The sequence below is a fragment of the Cupriavidus sp. WGlv3 genome (genome assembly GCF_023952475.1).
Taxonomy (GTDB): domain Bacteria; phylum Pseudomonadota; class Gammaproteobacteria; order Burkholderiales; family Burkholderiaceae; genus Cupriavidus; species Cupriavidus phytorum.
In genome coordinates, this window is record NZ_JALHRX010000005.1 from 70,945 (window position 1) to 87,059 (window position 16,115).

Genomic DNA, 16,115 nt, shown 5'->3' on the forward strand with positions numbered 1-16,115 from the left:
CCGCGATGCGAAAAGGACTCGGAAGACAGGGCTTCAGCGGGGCGACACCACCAGCGTGCTGCCGCGCACCGCGACGATGCGGTAGCGCCCCGGCGCGACGGCGCGATCGGGGGGACAATCGGGCGCCAGCTCGACGGTCCAGTCGGCGCCGCGATACGGCACGCGCGCGCGCCGGTTGGCGTCCCACGCGGGCACGTCGAGCTCCTGGCCGATATCGAGATTGACGTTGGGATCGGCCGCGGCATTGCCGCGCCGCAGCTTGCCCAGGCGGGTGCGGCGCAGCCCGGCGATCAGCACCGCCGCGACCAGCGCCCCGGTCAGGGTCTGCGCTGCGGGCGAGGCGCCGAGCAAGGCCGCCACCCCGGCGGCAGCCAGGCCCACCGCCACCATCAGCAGATAGAAGGTGCCGGTGTTCAGTTCGACGATCACCAGCAGCACCGCCGCCACGAACCAGATGTAGTACGCCATCCAAGCTCCCGTTCGACCACGGATTTCCCGAAAAAGTAAAAGCCCCGCAGCGCCATACAGCGTCTGCGGGGCTTTGCAACACCTGACGCAGGGCCGGTGCCTCCGCCGGCTACCCGAAGGTGCCGGCAGTCGTTATTGTGACGTCAAATGCCTCAGGAAGCCAGCTTTTGCCAGGTCTCCACCACCGAGTCCGGATTCAGCGAGATCGACTTGATGCCTTCCTTGGCCAGCCATGCGGCAAAGTCCGGATGGTCCGAAGGACCCTGGCCGCAGATGCCGACGTACTTGTCCAGGCGGATGCACGCCGAGATCGCGCGCGACAGCATGAAGCACACCGCCGGATCGCGCTCGTCGAAGTCCCTGGCCAGCAGCTCCATGCCCGAGTCGCGGTCCAGGCCCAGCGTCAGCTGGGTCAGGTCGTTCGAGCCGATCGAGAAGCCGTCGAAGAACTGCAGGAACTCTTCGGCCAGGATCGCGTTGGACGGCACTTCGCACATCATGATGATGCGCAGGCCGTTCTCGCCGCGCCTCAGGCCATGCTTGGCGAGCAGCTCGATGACCTTCTCGGCCTGGCCGAGCGTGCGCACGAACGGCACCATGATCTCGACGTTGGTCAGGCCCATTTCGTCGCGCACGCGCTTCATGGCCTTGCATTCCATCTCGAAGGCTTCGGCAAAGTCTTCGGCGATGTAGCGCGAGGCGCCGCGGAAGCCCAGCATCGGGTTTTCTTCATCCGGCTCGTAGCGCGAGCCGCCGATCAGCTTCTTGTACTCGTTGGACTTGAAGTCCGACAGGCGCACGATCACGGGCTTCGGGTAGAAGGCCGCGCCGATGGTGGCGATGCCCTCGGCCAGCTTGTCGACATAGAACGCGCGCGGGCTGGCATGGCCGCGGGCCACGCTTTCGACGGCCTTCTTCAGGTCGGCGTCGACTTGCGGGTAGTCGAGGATCGCCTTCGGGTGGACGCCGATATTGTTGTTGATGATGAATTCCAGGCGGGCCAGGCCGACGCCGTTGTTCGGGATCTGCGCGAAGTCGAACGCCAGCTGCGGGTTGCCGACGTTCATCATCAGCTTGACGTCGATTTCCGGCATCTCGCCGCGCTGGACCTCGGTCACTTCGGTTTCGAGCAGGCCGTCGTAGATGCGGCCTTCGTCGCCCTCGGCGCACGACACCGTCACCAGCGTGCCGTCCTTGAGCACGTCGGTGGCATCGCCGCAGCCGACCACCGCCGGCACGCCCAGTTCACGCGCGATGATGGCGGCGTGGCAGGTACGGCCGCCACGGTTGGTGACGATGGCCGAGGCACGCTTCATCACCGGTTCCCAGTTGGGGTCGGTCATGTCGGCCACCAGCACGTCGCCGGGCTGCACGCGTTCCATCTCGGACGGGTCGTTGATCACGCGCACCGGGCCGGTGCCGATCTTCTGGCCGATGGCGCGGCCGCTGGTCAGCACCGGGGCGGTGCCCTTGAGCTTGAAGCGCTGCTCGGCCTTGCCGGCCGACTGGCTCTTCACGGTTTCCGGGCGGGCCTGCAGGATGTAGATCTTGCCGTCCTTGCCGTCCTTGCCCCACTCGATGTCCATCGGGCGGCCATAGTGCTTCTCGATGATCATCGCGTAGCGGGCCAGCTCGGTCACGTCTTCGTCGGTGATCGAGTAGCGGTTGCGCAGTTCGGCGGGCACGTCGACGGTCTTCACGCGGCCGGCTTCGCCCGGCTTGGTGAACTCCATCTTGATCAGCTTGGAGCCGATCGAGCGGCGGATGATCGGGTACTTGCCGGCCTGCAGCGTCGGCTTGAACACGTAGAACTCGTCCGGGTTGACCGCGCCCTGCACCACCGTTTCGCCCAGGCCGTAGCTGGAGGTGATGAAGACCACGTCGGGGAAGCCGGATTCGGTGTCGATGGTGAACATCACGCCGGAAGCGGCCAGGTCCGAACGCACCATGCGCTGGATACCAGCGGACAGCGCCACCACGTCGTGGGCAAAGCCCTTGTGCACGCGGTAGGAGATGGCGCGGTCGTTGTACAGCGAGGCGAACACGTGCTTGATCTTGTCGAGCACGTCGTCGATGCCGCTGACGTTCAGGTAGGACTCCTGCTGGCCGGCGAACGAGGCGTCAGGCAGGTCTTCGGCGGTGGCCGACGAACGCACCGCGAACGAGGCCTCGGCGCCTTCGCGCTCGGCCACGCGGGCATAGAATTCGCGGATTTCCTGTTCCAGGCGCGGCTGGAACGGCGCAGTGGCAACCCAGCCGCGGATCTCGGCGCCGGCCTCGGCCAGGGCCTTGACGTCGTCGACGTTCAGGGTCTTCAGGCGCTGCGAGATGCGCTCGGTCAGGTTGTTGTGGGCAAGGAAGTCGCGGAAGGCGAGCGCGGTGGTGGCAAAGCCGCCCGGAACCCGGACGCCGGCTTGCGCCAGCTGGGAGATCATCTCGCCCAGCGACGAATTCTTGCCGCCGACGATTTCCACGTCAGCCATGCGCAACTGCTCGAACGGCAGCACATAGGCGCCGTTATCTGCCTGGTTAGTCATGAGAGCCTCAAAACAAAGTAGAAAACTGGTTGCGCATGCCCGGTATGTTGTTGATGTTCTGTTCCCGGACGGATCGCTTGGCTAAGCAACCCCGAACTGGCGCTGCGGACCTGGCGCTACGGCTCTCATCGCGTAGCGCGCATTGTCGACAATTCCGGGCGCGGTTGTGGCGTAGGCATGTTGCGGAGCCGGCCACCCTATGGAATTGCTTAGCGAAAAGATCGCCGCTATTCTACCGTGCTGCGCCGCACTTTTCTGCGGAAGATTCAATCTATTTATTCCCACCCTCCCCATGTCCCAGCCAGAAGCGCCCGGAACGGCGACACCCGGGTCCCAGCCTGGAACGCACACTGAAACCCCTGCGGCGCCCACGCCTCAGGCGGCCGAGCGCCCTGCGGTGCGCACCGTGTTTATCGTCTCGGATGGCACCGGCATCACCGCCGAGACCTTCAGCCATTCCATCCTGGCCCAGTTCGAAATGCGCTTCCGCAAGGTGCGCATGCCCTTCGTCGATACCCCGGAAAAGGCACATATCGCCGTCGGCAAGATCAACGAGGCGTTCCACAACGAGGGCGTGCCGCCGATCGTCTTCACCACGCTGGTCAACCAGGAAGCGAACAAGGCGCTGCGCCGTGCCAAGGCGATGATCCTGGACATGTTCCAGACCTTTATCGAGCCGCTCGAGAAGGAACTGGGCCTGAAGTCCACCCACGCCATCGGCCGCTTCCACCAGAATGCGGACACCGAGGCCTACAAGAACCGGATCGAGGCGATCAACTTCTCGCTGGCGCATGATGACGGCCAGTCACACAAGAACCTGGAAGAAGCCGATGTGATCCTGGTGGGCGTGTCGCGCAGCGGCAAGACCCCGACCAGCCTCTACCTGGCGATGCAATACGGGTTGAAGGCGGCCAACTATCCGCTGATTCCCGACGACTTCGAGCGCGGCAGGCTGCCGTCGGCGCTGTATGCGTTCAAGCCGAAGATCTTCGGCCTGTCGATCGACCCGCAGCGCCTGACCGAGATCCGCAACGAACGCCGCCCCGGCAGCAAGTACGCCGCGCTGGAAAACTGCCGCTACGAGGTCAACGAAGCCGAGGCGATGATGCGCCGCGAAGGCATCAAGTGGCTGTCGTCAACGCACAAGTCGATCGAAGAGATCGCGACCACGATCCTGCAGGAGATCAAGGTCGATCGGGACAACTACTGAAGCAAGAAAAAAAGCGGCCGCCGGGCCGCTTTTTTTTGGGGCCACGCCGGCGCGCTCAGCCGGCGCGACGCTGGCGCACCGCCTCGAACAGGCAGATCGCCGTCGCCGCGGCCACGTTCAGCGACTCCATCCCGCCCGGTTGCGGAATGCCTACCTTGCGGGTCACATGCGCTATCCAGCCCTCGCTGACCCCTGCCCCTTCGTTGCCCACCACCCACGCCACCGGTGCGCGCAGGTCGGTATCGAACACCGCGGCCTCGGCGTGCGACGAGGTCGCCAGCAGCGGGATCGCCAACCGCGGCGCCAGGGACTCGAGCGTGCAATGCTCGACGATATTCAGGTGGAAGTTCGCGCCCATGCCGGCGCGCAGGGTCTTGACCGACCACGCGAAGGCGCAGCCGGTGGCGAGGAAGGCATCGCGGATACCCGCCGCGGCCGCGCTGCGCAGGATCGAGCCGACATTGCCCGCGTCCTGCACCCCGTCCAGGATGATGCAGTCCTGCTCGATGCGCGCCGGCAGGTGGCCCGCCGGGGTCTCGATCACCAGCATCAGGTCGATGCCGTTGACCACGCCGCTGATCTGCGTGAACAGCGCATCGGCCAGCACCACCACGCGCTCGCTGTCCACCTGGGCCAGCAGCGGCGCCACTTCGGCGTGGTCGTAGTGGCGCTCCGACACCAGGCAGGTCACGGGCTGCCCACGCGCGGCCACGTAGGCCTGCGCCAGGTGCACGCCGTCGAGCAGCGACTGGCCGGCCTTGCGGCGCTGGTGCGTGGAACCGGCAAGCGCCTTCAGGTGCTTGAACAGCGCGTTGTCGCGCGAGGTAACGTGCTTCACGATGCTTCGGGTGGCGGGAAGGCGCCCAGCTGGGTGGCGGCCTCGGTTGCGGCACCGGCGAAGATGCCGGCGTCAGCGACCGCAATGTCTTCGGTCACCGGCGCGGCGGCGACCATGGCGGTAAACAGCGGCCGTTGCGCCAGCGCCTCGCGCACGGGCGCGAACGAGCGGCGATGGTGCGGGGTCGCGCCGAATTCGGCCAGCGCCGCCATATGCTGCGGCGTGCCGTAGCCGACGTGCGAATCGAAGCCGTACTGCGGGTAGGCAACGTGCAGTTCCATCAGCGCGCGGTCGCGCGCCACCTTGGCCAGGATCGAAGCCGCCGAGATCGCCTTGACCAGCGCATCGCCCTTGACGATGGCTTCGACCGGGAACGCGACCTGCGGGCAGCGGTTGCCGTCGACCTGCACCAGGTCCGGCACCACGCCGCTGGCGGCCAGGCCCTGCACGGCACGCTGCATCGCCAGCATGCTGGCGTGCAGGATGTTGATCGTATCGATTTCCTCGACCGTGGCGAAGGCGATATGCCAGCCCAGCGCGCGTTCGCAGATCTTCTCGTACAGCGCCTCGCGCCTGGCGGCGGTCAGGATCTTGGAATCGGCCAGGCCGCGGATCGGGCGTTTCGGGTCGAGCACCACCGCGGCGGCATAGACCGGCCCCGCCAGCGGGCCGCGGCCTGCCTCGTCGACGCCGCACAGGCGCTGGATGGCGACGGCGGCCGGCGCCAGGTCCAGTCCCAGCTGCGGCGAAGCGGCATTGCGGCGTGCCATCAGACGGTCCCCCGGCTGCGCATCAGGTCGACCACGACATCGGCGGCCAGCTGCGCGGTGTTGCACTTGAGCGTCTCGTGCATGCGGGTGAAATGCTCGTACAGGAAGGCGGTATTGCCTTCGTCGTTGAGCTGCAGCAGGGTCTCGCGCGCCAGCGCCTCGGGCGTGGCGTCGTCCTGCAGCAACTCGGGCACGACAAAGCGCCCTGAAAGGATATTAGGCAATCCCACGTAGGGCAGATAACCCTGGCGCTTCATGATCTGCGCGGTCAGCCAGGGCACCTTGTACGAGATCACCATCGGCTTCTTGTACAGCGCCGCCTCGAGCGTGGCGGTGCCGCTCGCCAGCAGCACCACGTCGGCGGCTTCCATGGCCTGGTGCGACTTGCCGTCGACAATGGTGAGGCACAGTTCCGGATGCTGGTGGTGCAGCTCTTCGACGATGGCGCGCAGCGGCGCGCTGGCCGCCGGCAACACGAACGCCAGCTTCGGGTCCATGCGCTGCATGCGAGCCATCGCCGCGAAAAAGGTGGCGCCGAGGTTGCGCACCTCGGACTGGCGGCTGCCCGGTAGCACCGCCACCACGCGGTGCCCCGGCGGCAGCTTCAGCGCCGCGCGCGCGCCGGCCACGTCGGGCACCATCGGGATCACGTCGGCGAGCGGATGGCCCACGTAGGTGGCCGGTATGCCGGCCTTGGCGTAGATCTCGGGCTCGAACGGGAACAGGCACAGGATGTGGTCGACCGCGCGCGCGATGGTGCGGATGCGTCCGCCGCGCCAGGCCCAGATCGACGGGCTGACGAAATGCACCACCGGGATGCCGGCGCGGCGCAGCGGCACTTCCAGGCCGAAATTGAAGTCCGGCGCATCGACCCCGATAAAGCACAGCGGCGGCTCCGCCAGCAGCCAGTCGCGCACCGCGCGCCGCGTGGCGAGGATCTCGCGCAGCGAGCCCAGCACCTCGACATAGCCGTTGACCGACAGCGTTTCCATCGGCCAGCGCGAGGTGAAGCCCTGCGCCATCATGCGCTTGCCGCCGATGCCGGCGTAGTCGACCGTCTCGCCGGCCTCGGCCAGGCGGGCCTGCAGCCCGCCCATCATCAGCGAAGCCAGCAGGTCGCCCGAGGCCTCGCCGGCCACCATGGCGATGGTGCCGCGCTTGCCCGCGGCGCTACCGTTGCCCGCGGGCAGGTCCTTCCGAATCGCGGCGTCAGCCATGTGGGACCGGTCTCAGCGCACGATGCCGCGCTGGGTGGCGGCAAGGAAGTCGACAAAGGCCTGCAGCGGCGCCGCGGTGCCGGCATCCACCTGGGCCAGCAGTGCGGCAATCTCGTTGCGCGCCTCGTCGAAGCTGAGGTCGGACTTGTAAAGCAGCTTGTAGGCCTGGCGCAGCGCGGCGATCTGGCCGGCGTCGAAGCCGCGGCGGCGCAGCCCTTCGACATTGATGCCGTGCGGCGTGGCCTTGTTGCCGCTCTTGTCGCTGGCCGCGATCACGAACGGCGGCACGTCCTGCACCAGCGCCGAGGCGCCGCCCAGCATCGCATGGGCGCCGATGCGCACGAACTGGTGCACGCCGCTCATGCCGCCCAGGATGGCCCAGTCACCGACCTCGACGTGGCCGGCGATCTGCGCGTTGCTGGAAAACACGGTGTGGTTGCCGACCATGCAGTCATGGGCGATATGGACGTAGGCCATGATCCAGTTGTCGTTGCCGATGCTGGTCAGGCCGCGGTCCTGCACCGTGCCGGTGTGGATCGTGGTGAATTCGCGAATGGTGTTGCGGTCGCCGATCTCGAGCCGGGTCGGCTCGTTGCGGTACTTCATGTCCTGCGGCACGCCACCGACCGACGCGTAGGGTCCGATGTTGTTGCCCGCGCCGATCGTGGTATGGCCCTCGACCGTTGAATGCGAGCCGATCCGGGTGCCACTGCCGATCCGCACGTTGGGCCCGACGATGGAGAACGGGCCGACGCTCACGTCGGCTGCCAGTTCTGCCTTCGGGTCGACCAGTGCGGTGGGGTGGATTTGCGTCATGTGTCCTGTCCTGTCCTGTAGTGTGTCTGGTGAAGGATGGGCCAATGCGCTGGGCAAAGGTTCCCGTCCGCGCCGGCCGCCTCCGCTGCGCGGAGGCGCGGCGGTCAGCCGGCGGCGATGCTGCCGGCAGCGGGCGGCCTCACTCGGCCTGCTTCACGGTGCACATCAGCTCCGCCTCGCAGGCGACCTTGTCGTCGACCGTGGCAAACGCCTTGAACTTCCAGATGCCGCGGATATAGCGCTCGACCGTCACGTTCATGTGCAGCTGGTCGCCCGGGTACACCACCTGCTTGAAGCGGGCGCCGTCGATGCCGACGAAGTAGTACAGCGCGCCTTCCTTGCGCTCCATGTCGGCGCCGAAGGTCAGCAGGCCGGCCGACTGCGCCAGCGCTTCCAGGATCATCACGCCCGGCATCACCGGCTGCTCGGGGAAATGGCCCTGGAAGTACGGCTCGTTGATGGTGACGTTCTTCAGGGTCTTGATCCGCTTCTGCGCCTCGAACTCCAGCACGCGGTCGACCAGCAGGAACGGGTACCGGTGCGGCAGCAGCTTGAGGATCTTGCGGATATCGATTTCGGCCGCGCTCATGATGATTTCTCTTTAGTCTTGTGAGGGTTGGGACCCGGCGGCCTGGCCGCGCAGGCGGCGTTCCAGCGCCACCACCCGTTCGCGCAGCTTGCTCAGGCCGCGCACGATGGCTGCGTTGCGCTCCCACTCGCCGTGCGGCAGGAACGGGAACACGCTGGTGAAATGGCCGCCGGGCTTGGTAATGGATTTGGTGATCGAGGTGCCGCCCGACACCGTGGTGCGGTCGGCAATGGTCAGGTGGCCGGCAAAGTTGGCGGCGCCGCCGATCACGCAGAAGCGGCCGATGCGCGTGCTGCCCGACACCGCGGCGCAGCCGGCGATGACCGTATGCGCGCCGACCCGCACGTTGTGCGCGATCTGGACCTGGTTGTCGATCTTGCAGCCATCTTCGATCACGGTATCGGCCATGGCGCCGCGGTCGATCGCAGTATTGGCGCCGACCTCGACATCCTGCCCCAGCACCGCGCGCCCGGTCTGCGGGATCTTGACGTATTCGACGCCGGTCGCGCTGATGTCCGGCGCGAAGCCAAAGCCGTCGGCACCGATCACCACACCGCTGTGCAGGATGGCCCGGGCGCCGACCACGCAGTGGTGGTAGACCGATACATTGGCGTAGAGCAGTGAATCGTCGCCGATTTCCGCGTGCGCGCCGACATAGCCGTTGGCCAGGATGCGCACGCGCTCGCCCAGGCGCGCGCCGGCTTCGATGACCACGTTGGGGCCGATGTAGCACGAGGCCGGCACCACCGCGTCGGGCGCCACGGTCGCGCGCGCGTCGATGCCGGTGCGCGCGTCGGTATTGGCGGCGCGGTCGAAACGCTGCGCCACGCGGGCAAAGCATACGTAGGGATTGCGCGCCACCAGCCAGTTGCGGCCGTCGGCCTTGCCTTCGGCGCGCACGCGCTCGAGGTCGGCGGCCGAGACGATCACGGCGCCGGCCTTGGCATCCAGCGCCTGCTGAAGGTAGAGCGGATTGGACAGGAACGAGAGCTCGCCCGGTCCGGCCTGGTCCAGGGGGGCCAGGCCGGTGATCGCCAGGTCGGGGTCACCCACAACCTGCGCGCCGTTCTCGGTGGCGAGCTGACCCAGTGTGGGTGTCTGCATGGCGGTACTTCCTGATGAAAGAACGAACGAAGGAACGAACGATGAAGCGGCGGCGGCTTACTTGCCGCCGGCGTTCAGCACCTTCATCACGTCGTCGGTGATATCGATGCGCGGATTCACGTACACCGCTTCCTGCACGATCAGGTCGTACTTGCGCTGTTCGGCGAGCTGGCGGATCACGCGGTTGGCGCGCTCCAGCACCTGGGCCAGTTCCTCGTTGCGGCGCTGGTTCAGGTCCTCGCGGAACTCGCGCTGCTTGCGCTGGAACTCGCGGTCCAGGTCAGCCACTTCGCGCTGGCGGCGCTGGCGGTCGGAATCGGCCAGCACGGCCGTGTCCTTGTCCAGCTTGTCGGCCATGCCCTTGATCTTCTGGGCCATGTCCTGCAGCTCGCGGTCGCGCTTGGAGAACTCCTGCTCCAGCTTGACCTGGGCCGCCTTGGCCGGCTGCGAATCGCGCAGGATGCGCTCGGAGTTGACCGCGGCGATGCGCGCTTCCTGGGCCGAGGCCGGCAGCGCGGCACACAGCGCCGCGGTGGCGAGCGCGGCGGCGCCCAGGGACTTGACCAGTTTGGATGTTGTAGTCATGAAAACAGATCCTTTTTCAGAATCAGAATGCCGTGCCGATCTGGAACTGGAAGCGCTGGACCTTGTCGTTGGTGTCGCGCCTGAGCGGGAAGCCCATGCTGAGCTTCAGCGGCCCGATCGGCGACAGCCACGACATGCCGAAGCCGGTCGAGTACTTCAGCTCGCTGAAGCTCAGCGGCTCGCCTTCCTGATAGACGTTACCGAAGTCGAAGAAGGTGAACAGGCGCAGCGTGCGGTCCACCCCGGAGCCCGGCAGCGGGAAGATGAACTCGATGTTGCCGATCATCTTGGAGGCGCCGCCCACCGGGTTGCCGTTCTGGTCCTTCGGACCCAGCGTGCTGGTCTGGTAGCCGCGCACCGAGCCGATACCGCCGGCGTAGAAGTACTTGAACACCGGGAACGGCGTGTTGCCGTAGCCGTGGCCGTAGGCGACCTCGCCGTTCAGTGCCAGCGTGAAGGCCTTCGAGATCGGGTAGAAGTACTGCTGCTGCACGCTGGCGCGGTAGTACTGCGTATCGCCGCCCGGCAGGCCGACTTCGAGGTTGGCCTGGGTGTACGGGCCCTTGGTCGGGACCAGCGCGCTGTCGCGGCGGTCACGGGCCCAGCCGATCGTGAACGGGAAGTTGTTGATGCCGTCGCCGGAGCTCTTGCCGATCTGGTTCAGCCAGTTCGTGTACTGAGTCGGCGTGTTGACCGAGGTGTACACCTGGGTGCGTTCGTAGCCGATGCCGAAGAACACGGTATCGACTTCCGAGAACGGCACGCCGAACTTGAAGCCGCCGCCGGCCGAGACGATCTTGTAGTCCTGGTCGCCGGTGTAGTACAGCGGGCGCGAGGTACGGTAGTAGATATCAGTCGAGCGGCTGATGCCGTCCACCGTGAAGTACGGGTCGTACTGCGTCAGCGCAATGGTGCGGAACGACTTGGCGGTGTTCACGTCCAGGCCCAGGCTGGTACCCGAGCCGAACACGTTGTCCTGGCGCAGGCCGGCCTGCAGCACCAGCTTGTCGGTCGACGAGAAGCCCACGCCCAGGCTGATCTGGCCGGTCGGCTTTTCGGTCACGTTGACGTTCACATCGACCTGGTCGGGCGCGCCGGGCACGTCCTCGGTGGTGATGTTGGTGTCGGTGAAGTAGCCGGTACGGTTGATACGCGCCTGCGACTGCTGCAGCTTTTCGCTGTCGAACCACGAGCTTTCCATCTGGCGCATCTCGCGCCGCACCACTTCGTCGCGGGTCTTGCTGTTGCCGACCACGTTGACGCGGCGCACGTAGACGCGGCGGCCCGGATCGACCATCAGCGTCAGCGCGACTTCGCGCTTTTCCTTGTCGATCTGCGGTTGCGGGTTGATGGTGGTGAACGCGTAGCCATAGGTGCCGAGCAGGTCGGTAATAGCCTTGGTGCTCTGCGTCAGCTTCTCGGACGAGAAAATATCGCCCTTCTTCAGCTGCAGCAGCTTTTCCATTTCTTCCTGCTTGCCCAGCAGCTCGCCGGCCAGGCGCACGTCGGACACCTTGTACTGCTCGCCTTCCTTGATGTTCAGCGTCAGGAAGATGTCTTTCTTGTCAGGCGTGATCGAGACCTGGGTCGATTCGATGGCGAATTCCAGGTAGCCGCGGTTCAGGTAATACGAGCGCAGCGCTTCCAGGTCGGCGGTCAGCTTCTGCTTCGAGTACAGGTCGTTCTTGGTGTACCACGACAGCCAGTTCGGCGTGGACAGCTGCATCTCGTCGCGCAGCGTGCTTTCCTTGAAGGCCTTGTTGCCGACGATATTGATCTGGCGGATCTTGGCGACCGGACCTTCGTCGACATTGAACACCACCGAGACGCGGTTGCGGTCCACCGGCGTGATCGTGGTCTGCACGTCGGCGGCATAGTAGCCGCGCGCGACGTACTGGCGCTTGAGCTCCTGCTCGGCCTTGTCGATCAGGGCCTTGTCGTAGTAGCGGGCCTCGGCCACGCCGACCGCGCGCAGCGAACGGCGCAGCGTGTCCTTGTCGAATTCCTTGATGCCGACGAACTCGAGCTGCGAAATCGCCGGGCGTTCCTCGACCTGCACCACCAGCACGCCTTCCTCGGCGCGGATCTGCACGTCCTTGAAGAAGCCGGTATTGTAGAGGGCACGGATGGCATCGGCACCCTTGTCATCGGTGAAGGTTTCACCGACGCGCACTGGCAGGTAGCCAAACACGGTACCCGGTTCGACGCGTTGCAGTCCCTCAACGCGGATGTCCCTGACAACGAACGGATCGGCAGCCCAGCCCGCCGGGCTCCAGGCTGCAATAACGGCACTCGCCAGCAAACCCAGCGAAATGCGCTTATGTCTGATCAATGTTGATCCCCTCTTTGATTCCATCCAGGATTGCGCTCCGATGCCTCATTGGACTGCGCCTGGCAAATGGCGTCCCCGGCGACGGTGTCCGACGACACCACCACCCCTTGCCGACACACGTTTCTAGCCGTTCGCCAGAAACATTCGGCTGACGTCATTGAACAAAGCGAGCGAAGTCAGGAGCAAGATGCAGGCGATGCCAACCTTCTGCAGCATTGCCTGCCAGTGGTCTGGGACGGGCCGGCCAGTCAAAAATTCCACGCAATAATACAGCAAATGCCCCCCATCCAGAACCGGAATGGGTAACAAATTGAGTACGCCAAGACTAACGCTGACCAGCGCCAGGAAGCTGACAAAGGCTTGTATGCCGAGGTTTGCGGCACGTCCGGCGTAGTCCGCGACGGTCAGCGGACCGCTCAGGTTCTGCAGCGACGCCTGACCCACCAGCATCTTGCCCAGCAGCTTGAGCGACAGCGCGCTGGTGTCCCAGACCTGCCCCGCCGCGCGTGCCAGCGCCTGGTCCGGCCGGTAGCGCACGGTCTCCATCTGCACCGCCTGGGTAAGCGCGGCGCCCAGCTTGCCCGCGGGCGCCGGCGCGGCGCCGCTGGCATCCGTGGCGCCGTCGCGCGCCGCGGCGGTATCGAGCGTGACCGGCACGTCCAGGTGCTGGCCGTCGCGCTCGATGCCCAGCGTCACGGCCTGGCCCGGCTGGCTGCGCACCGCCTTGATCAGCGCGCTGGCCTGCGTCAGCGGGCTGCCCTGCCAGGCCACGATGCGGTCGCCCTTGCGCAGCCCGGCGCGTTCGGCGGCCGAATCCGGCAGCACCTCGGTGATCGTCACCGGCCCGCCCTTCAGGTTCAGGCCGAGCGTGGCGAGCGGGTCCTGCTCGGGATTGCCGCCGGTATTGGGCAGGCGCGGCAGCGTGACATCGCGCTCGGCACCGTCGGCGCCGCGCACGCGCAGCACCGCGCGCGCATCGCCGAAGCCTTCGGCAAACACCGCCATGCGCAGGTCGTTCCAGGAGCGGACCGGCTCGGTATGGCCGTTGGCGGTCAGCGACAGCACCCGGTCGCCCTCGCGCACGCCGGCCTGCGCCGCCATGGTGCCGGCCGCGGGCGCCGCCACCACCGGCACGGGCTCGCGCATGCCGCCGGCGAACAGCGCGAAATACAGGACGATCGCCAGCGCGAAATTGGCCAGCGGGCCGGCCGCGACGATGGCGAAGCGCTTGCCCACCGGCTGGCGGTTGAAGGCGCGCGGCAGGTCGGCGGGGTCGATGGGCGTGTCGCGCGCGGGATCGAGCTCGCGCTCGTCGAGCATCTTGACGTAGCCGCCCAGCGGGATCGCCGCCACGGTCCATTCGGTACGGTCGCGGCTTTTCGAGATCCAGCGCAGCAGCGGCCGGCCGAAGCCGATGGAAAAACGCAGCACCTTCACGCCGCAGGCGCGCGCGGCCAGGTAGTGACCCATTTCGTGCACGTAAATCAGCACGCACAGGGCAACGATGAAAGCGAGTACGGTTTGCATGGTGCGGGACGTCGTTAAGGTCGCTGGGCCGGCCTGCGCGGCCCCGGGGGACCGGCCGGCGCAGCCGCTATTGTCGCAGATGCGGCAGACCGCCCCGCCCGATCAGCGGGCCGCGGCGCGCGCGGTGACGCCGGCCCGGGCCGCCTCGCGCGCCAGCGCGTCGGCGCAGAGCACAGCCTCGAGCGTGTCGGCGGGGCCGTTCGGTGCTTCCTCCAGCACCTGGCGCACGATGCCGGCGATATCGGTAAAACGCACGTGGCCGGCCAGGAATGCCTCCACCGCCACCTCATTGGCGGCGTTGAGAACCGCCGGCGCCACCCCGGCCGCGCGCAGCGCGTCGAAGGCCAGTCCCAGGCACGGGAACCGCACCAGGTCCGGTTTTTCGAAATGCAGGCCGCCGGCAAGGGTCAGGTCGAGCGGGGTCACGCCCGCGTCGATCCGTTCCGGATAGGCCAGGCCATAGGCGATCGGCGTGCGCATGTCGGGGTTGCCCAGTTGCGCCAGCACCGAGCCATCGGCGTAGGCCACCATCGAATGCACGATGCTCTGCGGGTGGATCAGCACCTCGATGCGTTCGGCCGGGGCGCCGAACAGCCAGTGCGCCTCGATCACCTCGAGGCCCTTGTTCATCATGGTGGCGGAGTCGACCGAGATCTTGCGGCCCATGACCCAGTTGGGATGGGCGCAGGCCTGGTCGGGCGAGATATCGTGCAGCGTGGCCGGGTCGCGCGTGCGGAACGGCCCGCCCGACGCGGTAAGCAGCACCTTGGCCACGCCGCGGCCGTAGCGCGGGTCGTCGGCCGGCAGGCACTGGAAGATGGCGTTGTGCTCGCTGTCGATCGGCAGCAGCGTGGCGCCGTGCTCGCGCACCGCGTCCATGAAGATGCGCCCGGACATCACCAGGGCTTCCTTGTTGGCCAGCAGCACGCGCTTGCCCGCGCGCGCCGCCGCCAGCGTCGGGCGCAGGCCCGCCGCGCCGACGATGGCGGCCATCACCGCATCGGCCTGCGCATCGGCGGCGATGGATTCGAGCGCGGCTTCGCCGTAGCTGACCTCGGTCGGCACGCCGGCAGCGCGCAGCAGCGTTTCCAGTTCGCGCGCCGCCTCGGCGGTTCCGACGACCGCGCGCGCCGGGCGGAACTCGATGCACTGGTCGGCCAGCTTGCGCACCTGCCGATAGGCGCTGAGCGCATGCGCCGCGTAACGGTCGGGATGGCGCCGGATCACGTCGAGCGTGCTTGCTCCGATCGAGCCGGTGGCGCCCAGGATGGTGATGCGATGCATGGCAGACGGCTTCAGAGAAAAATCAGCATCAGGGCGGCCAGCGGGAACACCGGCAGCAAGGCGTCGATGCGGTCCAGCACGCCGCCATGGCCGGGCAGCAGCCGGCTGCTGTCCTTCTTGCCGACCTGGCGCTTGAGCAGGGACTCGAACAGGTCGCCCACCACGCTGGCCGCAACCAGCAGCGTGGTCAGCGCGGCGACGAAGCCCAGCCCGCCGCGGTCACCCATCGCCGAGAACCAGGTTGGGGCAAAGGCATGGGTGGCGGCCAGCGCGAGGCCGATCGCCAGCGCCAGCACCCAGCCGCCGATGGCGCCCTCCCACGACTTGCCCGGGCTGATGCCGGGCGCCAGCTTGCGCCGGCCGATCGCCTTGCCGGTGAAATACGCGCCGATGTCGGCGGCCCATACCAGTACCGCGGCGGTCAGCAGCACGCCGATGCCGGCACCGCGCAGGATCATGGTGGCATGGGCAAACGCGGGCAGCATCACCAGCCCCAGCACCGCGCCCAGCGCGGTGAAGGCCGGAGTGGCGGTGCGCACGCCGCGCGCCAGCAGCAGCACGGCCACGCCCCAGCACACCACCGCAGCCTCGAGCAGCCAGGTGGTGGCGTGGCGCAGCGGCAGGTCATGCCAGGTGATGGTGGCGATCAGGCAGGCCAGCGCATAGACATAGGGCCACGGCCCGCGCAGGCCGATCAGGCGCCCGAATTCCCAGCCGGCCAGCAGCACGATCACGCCGAGCAGTCCCGCCAGGCCCGCCGGCGGCGCCAGGAACAGGATCGGCAGGATCAGCAGCAACAGGCACAGGGCGGTGATGACGCGGGTGAGGAGCATGCGCT

The 16,115-nt window shown here is 67.1% G+C and carries 14 protein-coding genes; 1 reads left to right on the forward strand and 13 read right to left on the reverse strand.

Translation table 11 applies throughout. From position 1 onward, the window contains the following. Window positions 1-33: 33 nt before the first annotated feature. Entirely contained in the window at window positions 34-468 is a 435-nt protein-coding gene (locus MKD38_RS11275) for an NfeD family protein (RefSeq protein WP_252676838.1), read from the reverse strand. 152 nt (window positions 469-620) lie between these two features. Beyond that, on the reverse strand, window positions 621-3,005 hold the full coding sequence (ppsA, locus tag MKD38_RS11280) for a phosphoenolpyruvate synthase (RefSeq protein WP_252676840.1): 2,385 nt from the start codon (window positions 3,003-3,005) through the stop codon (window positions 621-623). 406 nt (window positions 3,006-3,411) lie between these two features. On the opposite strand from ppsA, the gene ppsR reads away from it, so the two are divergent. Then, on the forward strand, window positions 3,412-4,215 hold the full coding sequence (gene ppsR, locus MKD38_RS11285) for a posphoenolpyruvate synthetase regulatory kinase/phosphorylase PpsR (RefSeq protein ID WP_010809585.1): 804 nt from the start codon (window positions 3,412-3,414) through the stop codon (window positions 4,213-4,215). A gap of 55 nt (window positions 4,216-4,270) precedes the next feature. Here the strand turns inward: ppsR and MKD38_RS11290 are convergent, their stop codons facing one another. From MKD38_RS11290 to MKD38_RS11340, 11 genes are all read right to left on the reverse strand, one after another. Next, entirely contained in the window at window positions 4,271-5,053 is a 783-nt protein-coding gene (locus tag MKD38_RS11290; protein ID WP_252676842.1) for a TrmH family RNA methyltransferase, read from the reverse strand. Continuing rightward, the gene (gene rnhB, locus MKD38_RS11295; RefSeq protein ID WP_252676845.1) at window positions 5,050-5,823 is read right to left on the reverse strand and encodes a ribonuclease HII; all 774 of its coding nucleotides are present in this window, start codon (window positions 5,821-5,823) and stop codon (window positions 5,050-5,052) included. Before rnhB ends, MKD38_RS11290 begins: the two co-directional genes overlap by 4 nt. Continuing rightward, window positions 5,823-7,040, reverse strand: coding sequence for a lipid-A-disaccharide synthase (gene lpxB / locus MKD38_RS11300; protein WP_252676847.1), 1,218 nt, complete (start codon window positions 7,038-7,040; stop codon window positions 5,823-5,825). The genes rnhB and lpxB overlap by 1 nt, the downstream gene beginning before the upstream one ends. A 12-nt stretch (window positions 7,041-7,052) precedes the next feature. Further along, window positions 7,053-7,856 (reverse strand): acyl-ACP--UDP-N-acetylglucosamine O-acyltransferase, encoded by an 804-nt coding sequence (gene lpxA, locus MKD38_RS11305; protein ID WP_252676849.1) that lies wholly within the window; start codon window positions 7,854-7,856, stop codon window positions 7,053-7,055. Between the two features lie 139 nt (window positions 7,857-7,995). Then, a complete protein-coding gene (gene fabZ / locus MKD38_RS11310; RefSeq protein WP_010809590.1) occupies window positions 7,996-8,445 on the reverse strand; it encodes a 3-hydroxyacyl-ACP dehydratase FabZ in 450 nt (149 codons plus the stop codon). A 12-nt stretch (window positions 8,446-8,457) separates the two neighbouring features. Beyond that, complete coding sequence (lpxD, locus tag MKD38_RS11315) at window positions 8,458-9,549, reverse strand: UDP-3-O-(3-hydroxymyristoyl)glucosamine N-acyltransferase (protein WP_252676851.1); 1,092 nt, start codon at window positions 9,547-9,549, stop codon at window positions 8,458-8,460. A 57-nt stretch (window positions 9,550-9,606) separates the two neighbouring features. Beyond that, complete coding sequence (locus MKD38_RS11320) at window positions 9,607-10,134, reverse strand: OmpH/Skp family outer membrane protein (protein ID WP_092308635.1); 528 nt, start codon at window positions 10,132-10,134, stop codon at window positions 9,607-9,609. Between the two features lie 22 nt (window positions 10,135-10,156). Continuing rightward, on the reverse strand, window positions 10,157-12,490 hold the full coding sequence (gene bamA, locus MKD38_RS11325; protein ID WP_172581741.1) for an outer membrane protein assembly factor BamA: 2,334 nt from the start codon (window positions 12,488-12,490) through the stop codon (window positions 10,157-10,159). Between the two features lie 99 nt (window positions 12,491-12,589). Further along, window positions 12,590-13,993, reverse strand: coding sequence for an RIP metalloprotease RseP (gene rseP, locus MKD38_RS11330; RefSeq protein ID WP_252676853.1), 1,404 nt, complete (start codon window positions 13,991-13,993; stop codon window positions 12,590-12,592). Between the two features lie 102 nt (window positions 13,994-14,095). Next, window positions 14,096-15,277, reverse strand: a complete 1,182-nt coding sequence (gene ispC, locus MKD38_RS11335) for a 1-deoxy-D-xylulose-5-phosphate reductoisomerase (RefSeq protein WP_252676855.1) — start codon at window positions 15,275-15,277, stop codon at window positions 14,096-14,098. An 11-nt stretch (window positions 15,278-15,288) separates the two neighbouring features. Continuing rightward, window positions 15,289-16,110, reverse strand: a complete 822-nt coding sequence (locus MKD38_RS11340) for a phosphatidate cytidylyltransferase (protein ID WP_252676857.1) — start codon at window positions 16,108-16,110, stop codon at window positions 15,289-15,291. Window positions 16,111-16,115 lie beyond the last annotated feature (5 nt).